Here is a 15,366-nt window from a genome sequence, read left to right as displayed (position 1 = left end):
ATGCCGTGCGTCGGCGGTCAGCGCGCCTGCAACTGGCGATCAATGGCATCCATCAGCTTGCCGCCGATATCGGTGTTGTAGGCGTTGTCGATTTCGCGAATGCAGGTCGGGCTGGTGACGTTGATCTCGGTGAGGTAATCGCCGATCACGTCGAGGCCCACGAACAACAGGCCTTTCTCGCGCAGGGTTGGCCCCACCTGGGCGGCAATCCAGCGGTCCCGGTCGCTCAGCGGGCGCGCCTCGCCGCGGCCACCGGCAGCCAGGTTGCCACGGGTTTCGCCGCTGGCCGGAATGCGCGCCAGGCAGTAGTCGACCGGCTCGCCGTCGATCATCAGGATGCGCTTGTCGCCGTCCTTGATCGCCGGCAGGTAGGCCTGTGCCATGATCTGCTGGGCACCCAGCGCGGTCAGGGTTTCGAGGATCACCGACAGGTTCGGGTCGCCCACCCGGTGGCGGAAGATCGACGTGCCGCCCATGCCATCCAGCGGTTTGAGGATCACGTCACCATGCTTGGCGGCAAACTCGCGGATGATGTCCGGGCGGCGGCTGACCAGCGTCGGTGGCGTGCACTGTGGGAACAGCGTGGCGAACAGTTTTTCGTTGCAGTCACGCAGGCTTTGCGGGCGGTTGACCACCAGCACGCCATCGTTCTCGGCTTGCTCCAGCAGGTAGGTGCTGTAGACGAACTCCATGTCGAACGGCGGGTCCTTGCGCATCAGGATCACGTCCAGCTCGGCCAGGGGGCTGTCCTGTTCTTCGCCCAGCTCGAACCAGCGGGCCGGGTCGGCGAAAACGTTCAGTGGGCGCATGCGCGCACGGGCTTTGCCTTCGCCCTGGTACAGGTCGCGCTGCTCCATGTAGAACAGGCTCCAGCCGCGTGCCTGGGCGGCCAGCAGCATGGCCAGCGAGCTGTCCTTTTTGTAGGAGATGGACGCGATCGGGTCCATGACAATGCCGAGGCGAACGCTCATGGGGTGGTTCCTCTTGGCGGCGCGTTGCCGCGATGGGTCGAAAGAAAAGTGGCTCAGGGTGGCGCTGTGAACGCCGCTGGTCAAGGGGCGGCGCAGATGGAACGGCCACCCGGAGTGTGTTAAAAATGCAGCTGCAAGCCCTTGGCTCCAAGCCTCAAGAGAAAAGCAGCCGCGTGCCGGCTGGGCTTTTGTTGTAACTTGCCGCTTGCAACTTGCAGCTCAATTCCCACGGGTAGGCGTCTATGGAACAACCCCTGAAGGTGATGGTGATCGACGACTCGCGCACGATCCGCCGCACTGCGCAGATGTTGCTCGGTGAAGCCGGCTGCGAGGTGATCACCGCCAGCGATGGCTTCGATGCCCTGGCCAAGATCGTCGATCACCGCCCCGGCATCATCTTCGTCGACGTGTTGATGCCGCGCCTGGACGGCTACCAGACCTGCGCCATCATCAAGCACAACAGCGCCTTCAAGGACACCCCGGTGATCCTGTTGTCGTCGCGCGACGGGCTGTTCGACAAGGCCCGCGGCCGGGTAGTCGGCTCTGATCAGTTTCTGACCAAGCCGTTCAGCAAGGAAGAACTGCTCGACGCAATCCGTGCCCATGTGCCCGGGTTTGCGGCACCTGAACCACAAGCACCCTGACCGCGCCCCGCCATGGCACGGTTCTACTTTCCTGATGGGGTAACAGCATGGCCCGAGTTCTGATTGTCGACGACTCGCCGACAGAGATGACGAGTTTGACCCAGTTTCTTGAAAAGAATGGCCACGAGGTGCTCAAGGCCAACAACGGTGCCGACGGCGTGGCACTGGCCCGGCAGGAAAAGCCGGACGCCGTGCTGATGGACATCGTCATGCCGGGCATGAACGGCTTCCAGGCCACCCGCCAGCTCAGCAAAGACCCGGAAACCAGTGCCATTCCGGTGATCGTGGTCACCACCAAGGACCAGGAGACCGACCGCATCTGGGCCACCCGCCAGGGCGCCCGCGACTTCCTCACCAAACCGGTGGGCGAAGAGGCGCTGATCGCCAAGCTCAAAGAAGTGCTGGGGGCTTGACCACCCGCCCGCAGGGCGCGTCACTGACCGCCTTCGAGTTGTTGCTGGACATCGACCGGCGCTGCCGTTTGCTGGTCGCTGACCAGCCGCCGCAAGACAACCGCCTGCAAGAGTGGAGTGGCATTGGCTTTCGCACCGCCGGGCAATGGTTCGTCGCGCCCATGGGCGAGGTGGCCGAGGTGCTGCGCGAGCCGCGTAGCAGCCGGGTACCGGGGGTGCAGCCATGGGTCTGCGGCGTGGCCAACCTGCGTGGCCGGTTGTTGCCGGTAATGGACCTGAGCAGCTTCTTTGGCCTGGGCCACGCCGCCCCGGGCAAGCAGCGCCGGGTGCTGGTGGTGGACCACGACGACCTGTTCGTCGGCCTGCTGGTGGACGAAGTGCTCGGTTTGCAGCACTTTACCCTCGACAGCCTGCAACTGTCCCCGCCACAGCCGTTGATTCGGGCTGCTGCGCGCTTTGTGCAAGGGCACTTCCCGCGTGAACGCAATTGGGCGATCTTCAGCCCCTTCGCCCTGGCCCAGGCGCCGGGCTTTCTCGATGTGGCGCTATAGGACCTGCGAACGTGAACACACCCGCCGCCCCCGTCACGGCCACCACCGTGACCCCGCGTACCCGTAGCATCGCGCAGATCACCGTGCTGTTCCTGATCCTGATCCTGTCGATCATCCTGCTGTTCGCCAATTTCGCTTACCTGAACACCCAGTCCAACTACGACAAGCAGTACATCGGCCATGCCGGCGAGTTGCGCGTGCTGTCACAACGCATCGCCAAGAACGCCACCGAAGCCGCTGCAGGCAAGGCGTTGGCGTTCAAGTTGCTGTCGGATGCGCGCAACGATTTCGAGCGGCGCTGGGGCTACCTGCGCCAAGGTGACAAGGCCACCGGCCTGCCGCCGGCGCCGCCCGCCGTGCGTGATGAAATGGAAGCGGTGCGGCGTGACTGGGAAAACCTGCGCAAGAACACCGATACCATCCTGGCCACTGAACAGACGGTGCTGTCGCTGCACCAGGTGGCGGCGACACTGGCCGAAACCGTGCCGCAACTGCAGGTGGAGTACGAAAAGGTCGTCGAGATCCTGCTGCAGAGCGGCGCCCCGGCCAACCAGGTGGCGGTGGCCCAGCGCCAATTGTTGCTGGCCGAGCGGATCCTCGGCTCGGTCAACACCGTGCTGGCCGGTGATGACGCGGCAGCCCAGGCGGCCGATGCATTCGGGCGTGATGCCGGGCGTTTCGGCCAGGTGCTGCAAGGGATGCTCAACGGCGATGCGGGCATCCAGGTAACCCGAGTTGCAGATGCCGACGCCCGTGCCCGGTTGGCCGAAATTGCCGAGCTGTTCCAGTTCGTTGCCGGTTCGGTGGACGAAATTCTCGAAACCTCCCCAGAGCTGTTCCGGGTGCGCGAGGCGGCGGGCAATATCTTCAGCCTGTCGCAAACCCTGCTCGACGAGGCCTCGCACCTGGCCAACGGTTTTGAAAACCTGGCCGGCGGGCGCACCCTCGATACCGTGGGTGGCTACGCCCTGGGCCTGCTGGCCCTGGCTTCGATCATCCTCATCGGCCTGGTGATGGTGCGTACCACCAACCGCCAGCTGCGCGAGACGGCAGAAAAGAACGAACGCAACCAACAGGCAATCATGCGCCTGCTCGATGAAATCGAAGAGCTGGCCGATGGCGACCTGACGGTGACGGTTTCGGTCACCGAAGACTTCACCGGCGCCATTGCCGACTCGATCAACTATTCGGTCGACCAGCTGCGTGACCTGGTCGCTACCATCAACCACAGTGCGGTGCAGGTTGCCGCCGCCGTGCAGGATACGCAGAACACCGCGCGGCAGCTGGCCAAGGCCTCCGAGCAGCAGGCTGAGCAGATCAGCGAGGCGTCCGAGGCGGTGGGCGACATGGTCGAGTCGATCGACCGGGTTTCCGCACATGCCTATGAATCTGCCAAGGTTGCCGAGCGGTCGGTGGCCATCGCCAACAAGGGCAACGAGGTGGTGCACAACACCATCAACGGCATGGACAACATTCGCGAGCAGATTCAGGACACCGCCAAGCGCATCAAGCGGCTGGGCGAGTCGTCCCAGGAAATCGGCGATATCGTCAGCCTGATCGACGATATCGCCGACCAGACCAATATCCTTGCCCTGAACGCGGCAATCCAGGCCTCGCTGGCGGGCGAAGCCGGGCGCGGCTTTGCCGTGGTCGCCGACGAAGTGCAGCGCCTGGCCGAGCGCTCGTCGTCGGCCACCCGCCAGATCGAGGCGTTGGTGCGCACCATCCAGGCCGACACCAACGAAGCCGTCATATCCATGGAGCAAACCACCGCCGAGGTGGTGCGCGGTGCCCGCCTGGCCCAGGATGCCGGGGTGGCGCTGGCCGAGATCGAAGGGGTGTCGCAGAACCTTGCCGACCTTATCCACAGCATTTCCGACGCCGCGCAGTTGCAGACCTCTTCGGCCGGGCAGATTTCCCACACCATGGCGGTGATCCAGCAGATCACTGCGCAGACTTCCGCCGGTTCTGGTGCGACCGCCGACAGTATTCGCCACCTGGCGCGCATGGCCAGCGAGATGCGCCGTTCGGTGTCTGGCTTCACCTTGCCACCACCTGCCGAGCCCAAGTGAACCGGCCTTGTGATGAGCCGTACTGATATGCCGCGCTGAGGAGTGCCCATGGCTGTAGCAGCACTAAGCCCCGAGCGCCACGATACCGTGGCGCTGGCCTGGACCAAGGCCGCCATCCTCGATTGCCTGGGCCAGGCCCGCCAGGCGCTGGAGCGCTTTGCCGGCGAGCCGGGCGAGCTGTCGATGCTGGCCTTCGTGGTCGACAACCTGCACCAGGTGCATGGTTGCCTGCGTATGCTCGAATTGCGCGGTGCAACACGGCTGGCCGAGGAGCTGGAGCTGTTCGCCAAGGCCTTGGCCGATGGTCAGGTCAGCCCGCGCGGGGATTGCCTGGGCGCATTGTTCCGCGGCCTCGAGCAATTGCCGGCGTACCTTGAACGCTTGCGTGGCGCGCGCCATGACCTGCCATTGGTGATGCTGCCGTTGCTCAACCAGTTGCGCGCCTGCCGGGGTGTCGAGCCGCTGGCCCAGGCCAGCCTGATCAGCGGCACGGCGCACCGCTTCGCCGGTGCCGATGACCTGGCCAACCTCGATCTGTCGCTGGGCAATTGGCGTGAACAGCTGCAGGCCGGGCCGGGCCGGGACGCCTTGCGCTCGGTAGTGACCGCGCTGTGCGACGACCTGATGCGCATCAAGGAGCGGCTTGACCAGTTCGTGCGGGGCGACCGTGAGCACCGTGAACAGCTTGACGCTTTGCTGGCGCCCCTGCGGCATGTCGCCGATACCCTCGCCGTGCTGGGCTTTCAGCAGCCACGGCGGGTGATCATCGACCAGGTGCTGGCCTTGCAGGCGCTGGCCGAAGGGGCGCGTGCCGTTGACGATGCGGTGCTGATGGATGTGGCAGGTGCGCTGCTGTACGTGGAGGCTACCCTCAACGGCATGGTCGGCCCGCTGGAGGAAAACGGCCAGGGCGGCCTGGCTGGCTCGGACCTGGCCGAGATTCGCCAGTTGGTGCTGAACGAGTCGCTGAATGTGCTGCAGCAGGCCAAGGACCTGATTGGCGATTGCCTGGAGTCCGGCTGGCCGCGGCAGCGCCTGCAACCCCTGCCGGGGTTGTTGCAGCAGGTTCGCGGGGCACTGGCCATGTTGATGCTGCCTGCGGTGGCCGAGCTGTTTGGGGGGTGTGCCGGCTATGTGCAGGGTTGGCTGCAACACCTGGAAGCGGAGCCGCCGGCCGATGAGCTGGCTCACCTGGCGCAGGCCCTGAGCGCGGCCGAGTGTTATCTGCAATGGCGTGTCGCAGATCCGCTGGCCGATGGCCAGCCGTTTATCGACACCGCACGGGCCAGCCTGGCTGCGCTTGGGGTGCAGTGTACGCAACCCGCCGCCACTGAAGGCGCCGATGACAGCAGCGATGGCATCGATGATGAGCTGCGCGAGGTGTTCCTCGAAGAGGCCGGTGAGCTGTTACCGGAAATCGAGCGGCACTGGCTGCGCTGGCGTGCCGATAACCAGCAGATGGCAGCACTGGGCGATGTTCGGCGCGCCTTGCACACGCTCAAGGGCAGTGGGCGTATGGTCCATGCCGAAGCCGTGGCCGAACTGGCGTGGGGCGCCGAACACCTGTTGAACCGTGTAATCGAAGGCCGCAGGGCGCTCAGCGCCCAGGGCGTGGTGGCGCTGCAGCAAGCGTTCGTGCAGTTGCCAGACCTGCTGGCCGACTTTGCCGCAGGCCAGTCACCGCAGCTGAGTGACATCGAACGACTGGCTGGGCATCTGCATGGCCTGGCTGAAAACGACCCACCCGCGGTCGCCGACCTCGATGGCCTCGACCCGCAGTTGCTGGACATCTTCCGCAGCGAAGCGCAAGGCCACCTGGCCAGTCTCGACGCCTTCCTGCAGGGTGCCGGCGGCCATGACACGCCGGTCAGCGATGACCTGCAACGTGCCTTGCACACGCTCAAGGGCAGCGCCGCCATGGCCGGGGTGATGCCGCTTGCCGAACTGGCCACGGCCTTCGACCGCCTGGTACGCGAATACAAGGTCCACCAGTTACTGCTGCAGATGGCTGAAGTCGAGTGGCTTGAGGCTGCCCGGGCGTTGTTCCAGCTGGGCCTGGCACAACTGGACAGCACCCCGCTTGCCCCCATTGCCGGGGCCTCGGACCTGATCGAGCGGGTTGGCCAGGCAGTGGACGAGCGGCTGGCCAGCCTGCACGCCGACCCTCAGCAGCAGCGGCGCGGCAGGCATGACCCGCAGTGGGTGGCCAGTTTCCTCGCGCAAGCGATGGATACCCTGCTCAACGCCGAATCGTTGCTGTCGCGTTGGCAGCAGCAGCCCGGCCAACGCGATGCGCTGGACACCCTGCTGGATGAAATGACCACGCTGGGCCATGCCGCGCACCTGGCCGACCTTTGCCCAATGGATGACCTGTGCGAGGCCCTGCTCGACCTCTATGGTGCCGTGGAGGAGGGCAGCCTGGCTGCCGAAGCAGGTTTTTTCGCCCTGGCCCAGGGTGCCCATGAAGCCCTGATGGACATGCTCGATGAAGTGGCGGCCGGCCAGGATGTAGCGCCGCGCCCGGAACTGGTCGAGCGCCTGCGTGCGCTGCTGGACCAGGCGCTGGCCCCGGATGCCACCGGCCTGGTGGGTATCGACGCGGTCACCCCGCTGCACCCGGACATGGACCTGACCGACGCCTTGGGCCTGGGCTTGCCACGCCCGTCACTGCCGCCGGAAGTGGCCGAGCCCCAGGTCGAGGAGGCCGAAAGCCCTGGCGAGGAGTTGTTGGAGGTATTCCTCGAAGAAAGCTCGGACATCGTCGAAAGCGCCGCTGCAGCCCTGGCCCGCTGGCAAGCCGACCCGCGCAGCAGCGTCGAGGTGGACAACCTGATGCGCGACCTGCACACCCTCAAGGGCGTGGCGCGCATGGTCGAAATCACCCCAATCGGCGACCTTGCCCATGAGCTTGAGTTTCTCTACGAACTGCTCGCCGCCGGCCGCCTGCCACCCAGTGCACCGTTGTTCGCCTTGCTGCAGAACTGCCACGATCGCCTGGCCCAAATGCTCGACGCCGTGCGCCTGGGGCAGCCGCTGCACGCGGCCACGGCGCTGATCGACTACATACGCAATTTCAGCAGCGCGGCACTGACCGACAGTGCCGCAGGCCAGGGGCCGCAAGATGCCAGCGCTGCCGAAGTGCCGGCAGCGGCACCCGAGCGCGCCGCCGGCGACATGGTCAAGGTCGATGCCGAACTGCTCGACGACCTGGGCAACCTGGCAGGTGAGCACTCGATCATCCGTGGGCGCATCGAGCAGCAGGTCAACGATGCGCAGTTTGCCCTCAACGAAATGGAAACCACCCTTGAGCGCATGCGCGACCAGTTGTTGCGCCTGGATAGCGAGACCCAGGGGCGGATCTCCAGCCGCCAGCCGTTCGAGGGCGATGCCTACGACGATTTCGACCCCCTGGAGCTGGACCGCCATTCGCAGTTGCAGCAGCTGTCGCGGGCACTGTTCGAGTCTGCCTCGGACCTGCTCGACCTGAAGGAAACCCTGGCCCAGCGCGCCCAGGAGGCGTACAGCCTGCTGCAGCAACAGGCGCGGGTGAACAGCCAGTTGCAGGAGGGCCTGACCGCCACCCTGATGGTGCCTTTCGAACGCCTTGTACCGCGTTTGCAACGGGTGGTGCGCCAGGTGGCCAGCGAGCTGGGCAAGCAAGTGGAGCTGGTGGTCGGCAACGCCGAGGGCGAACTGGACCGCAGCGTGCTCGAACGCATGGTGGCGCCGCTGGAGCACATGCTGCGCAACGCCGTGGACCATGGCCTGGAAAGCCGCGAAATGCGCCTGGCAGCGGGCAAGCCGGAGCTGGGTACCATCCACCTGAACTTGCTGCACGAAGGCGCCGATATCGTCATCGAAATGACCGACGACGGTGCCGGCGTGCCACTGGAGGCCGTACGGCGCAAGGCGATCAAACGCGGCTTGCTGGACCCGCAAGCGCACTTGAGCGACCACGAGATCCTGCAGTTCATCCTGCGCCCCGGCTTTTCCACCGCCGAGAAAATTACCCAGATCTCCGGGCGTGGCCTGGGCATGGACGTGGTGCACGAGGAGGTCAAGCAGCTGGGCGGTTCGATGAGCATCGAGTCGGCCCAGGGCAAAGGCGCGCGGTTCCTGATTCGCCTGCCGTTCACGGTGTCGATCAACCGCGCCTTGATGGTGCACCTGGGCGAGGAACAGTACGCCATCCCGCTCAATACCATCGAGGGCATCGTCCGCGTGCCGCCGGCCGAGCTGGCGGCGTGCTACCAGCTGGACACGCCACGCTATGTGTATGCCGGCCACGAATACGAGTTGCGCTACCTGGGCGAATTGCTGCAAGGCATGCCGCGCCCGAGCTTGCTGGGGCAAAGTGTGCCGCTGCCGGTACTGCTGGTGCATTCCAAGGAGCAGTCGTTCGCGATCCAGGCCGATGCCTTGTCACCCAGCCGCGAGATCGTGGTGAAAAGCCTGGGGCCGCAATTTGCCGCCGTTGCCGGGCTTTCCGGGGCGACGTTGCTGGGCGATGGGCGGGTCGTGCTGATTCTCGACCTGCTGGGCCAGCTGCGTGGCCAGCAGCGCAGGTTGGCGCGCCTGCCCGGGGGCGCCAACCCGCGCCAGTTGCCCGGCCCGGTACCGCGCCGCGCCTTGCTGGTGATGGTGGTGGACGACTCGGTCACGGTGCGCAAGGTCACCAGCCGCCTGCTGGAACGCCACGGCATGAGCGTGCTCACGGCCAAGGACGGTGTCGATGCCATGGCGTTGCTGCAGGAGCACCGCCCCGATGTGCTGCTGCTGGACATCGAGATGCCGCGCATGGACGGCTTCGAAGTCGCTACGCGTATCCGCCGTGATGAGCGGCTCAAAGACCTGCCGATCATCATGATCACCTCGCGTACCGGGCAGAAGCACCGCGACCGGGCCATGGCGATTGGCGTGAACGAATACCTGGGCAAGCCGTACCAGGAGTCGTTGCTGTTGCAAAGTATCGCCCAGTGGAGCCAGACCCATGCTTGAACTGATTGCCGGCCAGCGCAGCAGCCTGACCGGGTTGTTGCTGCCCTTGGGTGACCGGACCCTGGTGCTACCCAACGTGGCGGTGGCCGAGTTGAGCGGCCAACGCAACCTGTTGTGCCAGCGCGGCAACCCGCCCTGGCACCTGGGCTGGATCGACTGGCGCCAGCAGCGCCTGCCGCTGATCGGTTTCGAGGCTGCCTGCGGTGGCGAAACACCGTGCGGGGAGCGGGCGCGGGTGGTGGTGCTCAATGCCTTGGGCGACACCGGCCTGCGCTACCTGGCATTGCTGCTGCAGGACATTCCGCGTTCCTGCAAGCTCGACAGCCAGCTCAACTATGTGGACGTGGCGCTGGGGCGGCTGGAGTTGGCCGCAGTGCAGGTGGGCGAGCAAGTGGCGCGGGTGCCGGACCTGGTTGCGCTGGAAAGGCTGGTGCGTGACGCGCAATTGCAATAGCAGCGCTTGAAGTTTCAAACTTGAGGTTGCGAGCTTGAGGGCGGTGTTCGTTTCACCGTGATCGGCTTGCAGCTTGCCGCTTGAAACTAGCCGCTCCTAGAGAGGTCTGTGTTTGCATGTATTACGGTGAACGCTTCAATGCCTGGACGCACCTGGTCGGTGCCATCCTGGCCACCATCGGTGCCATCTGGCTGATCGTGGTTGCGGGTATGCAAGGTGACCCGTGGAAGATCGTCAGTTTCTCCATCTACGGCAGCACCTTGCTGTTGCTGTACAGCATCTCCACCCTCTACCACAGCACGCGCGGCCGGGCGAAGGTGATCATGCGCAAGCTCGATCACTTGTCGATCTACCTGCTGATTGCCGGCAGCTATACACCGTTTTGCCTGGTCAGCCTGCATGGCCCGTGGGGCTGGAGCCTGTTCGGCGTGGTCTGGGGGCTGGCAGTGATCGGCATGTTGCAGGAAATCAAGCCCCGCTCCGAAGCGCGGATCCTGTCGATCATCATCTACGCGGTGATGGGCTGGATCGTACTGGTGGCGGTCAACCCACTGCTGCAAGCACTGGGCACCGCCGGCTTCGCCTGGCTCGCCGCCGGCGGAGTGTTCTATACCGTGGGCATCATCTTCTTCGCCCTCGACAGCCGCCTGCGCCACGCGCACGGTATCTGGCACCTGTTCGTGATCGCCGGCAGCCTTTTGCACTTTGTGGCGGTGTCGTTCTACGTGCGCTAGTTAAAAGTCGCCCCACAACTGCTGCGCCACCGACAGCGCCACTACCGGTGCGGTTTCGGTGCGCAGCACGCGCGGCCCGAGGCGTGCGGCCTGGAAGCCTGCGCTTTGCGCCTGTTCGACTTCAGCGTCGCCAAGGCCGCCTTCAGGGCCGATCAAGAAGGCCAGGGTGGCGGGCCTGGCATGGCTCGTGAGCGGCTCGGCCACCGGGTGCAGCACCAGCTTCAGCTCAGCCTGGGTGCTGCTCAGCCATTCGGCCAGGGTGGTGGGTGGGTTGATGGCCGGCAAGGTGGAGCGGCCGCATTGTTCGCAGGCGCTGATTGCCACCTGGCGCCAGTGCGCCAGGCGCTTGTCGGCGCGCTCGTCTTTGAGGCGCACTTCGCAGCGCTCGCTGACGATAGGCGTGATGGCGTTGGCGCCCAGTTCGGTGGCTTTCTGGATCGCCCAGTCCATCCGCTCGCCGCGGGACAGGCCTTGGCCAAGGTGGATGTGCAAAGGCGAATCGGCCTGGCCGGCAAACGCCTGGTGGAGGCTGACGCGTACGGTTTTCTTGCCGACTTCAAGCAAATGGCCACGGTATTCCTGGCCGCTGCCATCAAACAGCTGCACGGCGTCGCCGGGGGCCATGCGCAAGACGCGGCCAATATAGTGGGCCTGGGCCTCGGGCAGGTCATGCTCGCCAAGGCTCAGGGGGGCATCGATGAAAAAGCGGGACAGTCTCATGTAGTGCTCGTTGGCAAAGGGAAACGCGCCCTGGGTAGGAGCGGCCTTGTGTCGCGAAAGGGCTGCACGATCAGCCCGGGTCGCGGAAGTCGGGGTGGAAGTTGGCCGGCACCGCCACGCTGATGCGCTCGCGGGTGGCAAGGTCGATGCCTTCGCTGGCGACCTCGGCAAGGAAGTCGATCTGCTCGGGGGTGATCACGTACGGCGGCAGGAAGTACACCACGCTGCCCAACGGGCGCAACAGCGCGCCGCGGCTCAAGGCGTGTTCGAACACCTTCAGGCCCCGCCGCTGTTGCCAGGGGTAGGCGACCTTGCCCGCTTTGTCCTGAACCATCTCGATGGCCAGCGCCATGCCGGTCTGGCGGATTTCGGCCACGTGGGCGTGGTCGGCCAGGTGGGCGGTGGCGCTGGCCATGCGTGCGGCCAGGGCCTTGTTGGCCTCGATCACGTTGTCCTCGGCAAAGATGTCCAGGGTCGCCAGCGCCGCTGCGCACGCCAGCGGGTTGCCGGTGTAGCTGTGCGAGTGCAGGAACGCCCGCAGGGTCGGGTAATCGTCATAGAAGGCCTGGTACACCTTGTCGGTGGTCAGGCAGGCCGCCAGCGGCAGGTAGCCGCCGGTAAGGGCCTTGGACAGGCACAGGAAGTCTGGGCGGATGCCGGCCTGCTCGCAGGCGAACATCGTGCCGGTACGGCCAAAGCCCACCGCGATTTCGTCGTGAATCAGGTGCACGTCGTAGCGGTCGCAGGCCTCGCGCAACAGCTTGAGGTACACCGGGTGGTACATGCGCATGCCGCCGGCGCCCTGGATCAGCGGCTCGACGATCACTGCCGAAATGGTTTCGTGGTGCTCGGCCAGGGTCTGTTCCATGCTGGCGAACATGTTGCGCGAATGCTCTTCCCAGCCCATGCCCTCGGGGCGCAGGTAGCAGTCCGGGCTCGGCACCTTGAGGGTATCGAGCAGCAGCGCCTGGTACGTCTCGGTGAACAGCGGCACATCGCCGACCGACATCGCGGCGATGGTTTCGCCGTGGTAGCTGTTGGTCAGGGTGACGAAGCGTTTCTTGCCTGGCTTGCCGACGTTCTGCCAGTAGTGGAAGCTCATCTTCAACGCGACTTCGATGCACGATGAGCCGTTGTCGGCGTAGAACACCCGGTCAAGCCCGGCCGGGGTCATGGCCACCAGGCGCTCGGACAGCTCGATCACCGGCTGATGGCTGAAGCCGGCCAGGATCACGTGTTCCAGCTGGTCGACCTGGTCCTTGATGCGCTGGTTGATGCGCGGGTTGGCGTGGCCGAACACATTGACCCACCAACTGCTCACCGCGTCCAGGTAACGCTTGCCTTCGAAGTCTTCGAGCCATACGCCTTCACCGCGCCTGATCGGGATCAGCGGCAGCTGCTCATGGTCTTTCATCTGGGTGCAGGGGTGCCACAGGACCTTGAGGTCACGTTGCATCCACTGATCATTGAGGCCCATCGGCACTTCTCCTGGCTTTGCGGCGTGGTTCGACCGCGTAAGCCTAAGCAATGCCGCAGGGTAGGACAACCGCCGGGCGGCAGCAGGTAAAATTGTCAGTTGCCAAGGGCACTTGATATCACTGCGCTGGCAGGGCCGGCACGGCTGACGTATTCTTAACGCATCTCGCTCGGGGCATTTCTGCCCCTCCTCGTTCCTGTAACCTCTGACTCGGAGTTCGCCGACATGGCTGCTGCTTGGGTGCGCCTGTGCGCGTTGGTATTGATTGGTGTGTCCAGCGGCGCTGCGCTGGCGAAGGACAAGACACCCACGGCGATCGTCGTCGGCGGTGGCCTGGCGGGCCTTACGGCAGCCTATGAGCTGCAGAACAAAGGCTGGCAGGTGACCCTGCTGGAGGCCAAGGCCAGCATGGGCGGGCGCTCTGGCCTGGCCACCAGCGAGTGGATCGGCAACGCCAAGGCGCAACCTGTGCTCAATGAGTACCTTGAGCGCTTCAAGCTCACGACCCTGCCGGCGCCAGAGTTCGTGCGCACCCCGGGTTACCTGATCGACGGCGAGTACTTCAGCGCAACCGACCTGGCGACCAAGCAGCCGGCCACCGCCGAGGCACTCAAGCGTTACGAGAAAACCCTCGATGACCTGGCCCGCTCGATCGACGACCCGCTCAATCCGCAGGCCACCAGCACGCTGTTTGCCCTTGACCAGATCAACGTCGCCAGCTGGCTGGACAAGCTGCAACTGCCGGCCACCGCCCGGCAACTGATCAACCAGCAAATCCGCACCCGTTACGACGAACCGTCGCGCCTGTCGCTGCTGTACTTCGCCCAGCAGAACCGTGTTTACCGCAACGTCAGTGACCGTGACCTGCGGGCCGCGCGCCTGCCTGGCGGCAGCCCGGTGCTGGCCCAGGCCTTCGTCAAGCAGTTGAAGACCATCAAGACCAGCTCGCCGGTCACCGCCATCGTTCAGGACAAGGACAGCGTCACCGTCAAGGTCGGCAGTGTCGGTTACCAGGCCGATTACCTGGTCATGGCCGTGCCATTGCGCGCCCTGGCCAAGATCCAGATCACCCCGGGGCTGGACAGCCAGCACCTGGCGGCGCTCAAGGGCACCAACTATGGCTGGCGTGACCAGCTGATGCTCAAGTTCAAGAAGCCGGTCTGGGAAAGCCGCGCGCGCATGTCGGGCGAGGTGTTCAGCAACGCCGGTCTCGGCATGCTGTGGATCGAGCCGGCGCTCAAGGGCGGGGCGAACGTGGTGATCAACCTGTCCGGCGACAACGCCCGCCTGCTGCAGGCTTTCGGCGACAAGCAGATGGTCGACCAGGTGCTGATCCGTCTGCATGCCTTCTACCCGCAGGCGCGCGGTGCGTTCACCGGTTACGAGGTGAAGCGGTATAGCGTCGATGCCGGTACCGGCGGTGCCTACCTGGCCTACGGGCCGGGCCAGATCAGCAAGTTCTGGCGCCTGTGGGAGCGCCCGGTGCAGCGCATCACCTTTGCCGGTGAGCACACCGATGCCTTGTACCCGGGCACCCTGGAAGGCGCCCTGCGCAGCGGCCAACGTGCCGCCAGCCAGGCCCAGGACCTGCTGGCCGGCAAGTCGTTCGACCCGGTCAAGGCCGCGCCGGTCGCGGCAGCCGCCGCCGGTGCCGGGGCAGCTGCCGCGAGTAAGGGCGGGTTCTTCTCCAACCTGTTCGGTGGCTCGTCCGACAAAGCGGGCAAGGCTGAGCAGGCACCTGCCAAGGCTGAGTCCAAGGCAGGCGATGAGGCCAAGCAAGACAAGCCAGGCTTCTTCAAGCGCCTGTTCGGTGGCGCTGACGCGCCAGAGGCCAAGGCCCAGCCGGTAGCCAAGGCTGACGAAGCGGCGCCGGTCGTTGCCCCTGCGCCAGCGCCCCAGGCAGCACCAGCACCAGCACCAGCACCTGCACCGGCGGTGAAGGCCGCGCCGGCCAAGCCTGCTGCGGCCAAGGCCGCCCCTGCCAAGCATGCGCCAGCGCACAAGCCAGCGACCAAGCCTGCCGAGAGCAAAAAGGCCAACGCCAAGTCGGAGCCGGCCAAGAAACCTGTCGCCAACCCGCAGGCCAAGGCGGGTTGATCGGTCGCAGTGCCGGTCTCTAGGTGGGTAGCCCCGCTCCTGCAACGGACACTGTGGTCCTTGGCGGGAGCGGGCGCCCTGGTAGAGGCCGGCCCTGGCCACCCCATTCACAGCCGTTGGCGTTAATGTTTCCTTAATGGGAAGCGTTCAGAATTTCTATCGGATTTATCGATAATCCGAAGCAATTTTTTTCGCTTTTATTCGATACGTTACGCGTTAGTCTGTGCACAGCTTT

General features: G+C 65.2%; 11 protein-coding genes. 8 read left to right on the top strand and 3 right to left on the bottom strand.

All coding sequences use genetic code 11. From position 1 onward, the window contains the following. Positions 1–17 precede the first annotated feature (17 nt). Positions 18–971, bottom strand: coding sequence for a glutathione synthase (gshB, locus tag FPB55_RS23710; RefSeq protein ID WP_009682817.1), 954 nt, complete (start codon positions 969–971; stop codon positions 18–20). A gap of 242 nt (positions 972–1,213) precedes the next feature. Between gshB and FPB55_RS23705 the strand changes: the two genes are divergently transcribed. The 7 genes from FPB55_RS23705 to FPB55_RS23675 all read left to right on the top strand — a co-directional run bounded on the left by FPB55_RS23705 (position 1,214) and on the right by FPB55_RS23675 (position 10,837). Beyond that, positions 1,214–1,615, top strand: a complete 402-nt coding sequence (locus tag FPB55_RS23705) for a response regulator (protein ID WP_009682818.1) — start codon at positions 1,214–1,216, stop codon at positions 1,613–1,615. 47 nt (positions 1,616–1,662) lie between these two features. After that, positions 1,663–2,028 carry a twitching motility response regulator PilH gene (pilH, locus tag FPB55_RS23700; protein WP_009682819.1) on the top strand — a complete coding sequence of 122 codons (366 nt, stop codon included), beginning with the start codon at positions 1,663–1,665 and terminating at the stop codon, positions 2,026–2,028. Continuing rightward, the gene (locus FPB55_RS23695; protein ID WP_009682820.1) at positions 2,025–2,579 is read left to right on the top strand and encodes a chemotaxis protein CheW; all 555 of its coding nucleotides are present in this window, start codon (positions 2,025–2,027) and stop codon (positions 2,577–2,579) included. The genes pilH and FPB55_RS23695 overlap by 4 nt, the downstream gene beginning before the upstream one ends. Positions 2,580–2,626: 47 nt before the next feature. Next, positions 2,627–4,651: a methyl-accepting chemotaxis protein gene (locus FPB55_RS23690; RefSeq protein WP_223809682.1), complete on the top strand. Its 2,025-nt coding sequence runs from the start codon at positions 2,627–2,629 to the stop codon at positions 4,649–4,651. 48 nt (positions 4,652–4,699) lie between these two features. Then, the gene (locus FPB55_RS23685) at positions 4,700–9,649 is read left to right on the top strand and encodes an Hpt domain-containing protein (RefSeq protein WP_144189447.1); all 4,950 of its coding nucleotides are present in this window, start codon (positions 4,700–4,702) and stop codon (positions 9,647–9,649) included. Further along, positions 9,642–10,103, top strand: coding sequence for a chemotaxis protein CheW (locus FPB55_RS23680; RefSeq protein ID WP_009682823.1), 462 nt, complete (start codon positions 9,642–9,644; stop codon positions 10,101–10,103). Before FPB55_RS23685 ends, FPB55_RS23680 begins: the two co-directional genes overlap by 8 nt. 116 nt (positions 10,104–10,219) lie before the next feature. Next, on the top strand, positions 10,220–10,837 hold the full coding sequence (locus FPB55_RS23675; protein WP_054904973.1) for a hemolysin III family protein: 618 nt from the start codon (positions 10,220–10,222) through the stop codon (positions 10,835–10,837). On the opposite strand, the gene FPB55_RS23670 is transcribed toward FPB55_RS23675, so the two are convergent. Together FPB55_RS23670 and FPB55_RS23665 are read right to left on the bottom strand one after the other, a co-directional pair. Then, positions 10,838–11,557, bottom strand: a complete 720-nt coding sequence (locus FPB55_RS23670; RefSeq protein ID WP_144189445.1) for a 16S rRNA (uracil(1498)-N(3))-methyltransferase — start codon at positions 11,555–11,557, stop codon at positions 10,838–10,840. Between the two features lie 70 nt (positions 11,558–11,627). Next, positions 11,628–13,034 (bottom strand): adenosylmethionine--8-amino-7-oxononanoate transaminase, encoded by a 1,407-nt coding sequence (locus FPB55_RS23665; protein WP_029887358.1) that lies wholly within the window; start codon positions 13,032–13,034, stop codon positions 11,628–11,630. Between the two features lie 225 nt (positions 13,035–13,259). On the opposite strand from FPB55_RS23665, the gene FPB55_RS23660 reads away from it, so the two are divergent. Continuing rightward, entirely contained in the window at positions 13,260–15,131 is a 1,872-nt protein-coding gene (locus tag FPB55_RS23660; protein ID WP_047149592.1) for a flavin monoamine oxidase family protein, read from the top strand. Positions 15,132–15,366: the final 235 nt, after the last annotated feature.

Origin of the sequence: Pseudomonas sp. BJP69 (assembly GCF_007633355.1) — a bacterium.
Taxonomy (GTDB): Bacteria; Pseudomonadota; Gammaproteobacteria; order Pseudomonadales; family Pseudomonadaceae; genus Aquipseudomonas; species Aquipseudomonas juntendi.
This window is presented reverse-complemented; position numbering and strand designations above follow the sequence as displayed.

Coding starts and splice junctions, on each gene's coding strand:
- gshB (WP_009682817.1), bottom strand. CDS start 971: ATGAGCGTTCGCCTCGGCATTGTCATGGACCCGATCGCGTCCATCTCC.
- FPB55_RS23705 (WP_009682818.1), top strand. CDS start 1,214: ATGGAACAACCCCTGAAGGTGATGGTGATCGACGACTCGCGCACGATC.
- pilH (WP_009682819.1), top strand. CDS start 1,663: ATGGCCCGAGTTCTGATTGTCGACGACTCGCCGACAGAGATGACGAGT.
- FPB55_RS23685 (WP_144189447.1), top strand. CDS start 4,700: ATGGCTGTAGCAGCACTAAGCCCCGAGCGCCACGATACCGTGGCGCTG.
- FPB55_RS23680 (WP_009682823.1), top strand. CDS start 9,642: ATGCTTGAACTGATTGCCGGCCAGCGCAGCAGCCTGACCGGGTTGTTG.
- FPB55_RS23675 (WP_054904973.1), top strand. CDS start 10,220: ATGTATTACGGTGAACGCTTCAATGCCTGGACGCACCTGGTCGGTGCC.
- FPB55_RS23670 (WP_144189445.1), bottom strand. CDS start 11,557: ATGAGACTGTCCCGCTTTTTCATCGATGCCCCCCTGAGCCTTGGCGAG.
- FPB55_RS23665 (WP_029887358.1), bottom strand. CDS start 13,034: ATGGGCCTCAATGATCAGTGGATGCAACGTGACCTCAAGGTCCTGTGG.
- FPB55_RS23660 (WP_047149592.1), top strand. CDS start 13,260: ATGGCTGCTGCTTGGGTGCGCCTGTGCGCGTTGGTATTGATTGGTGTG.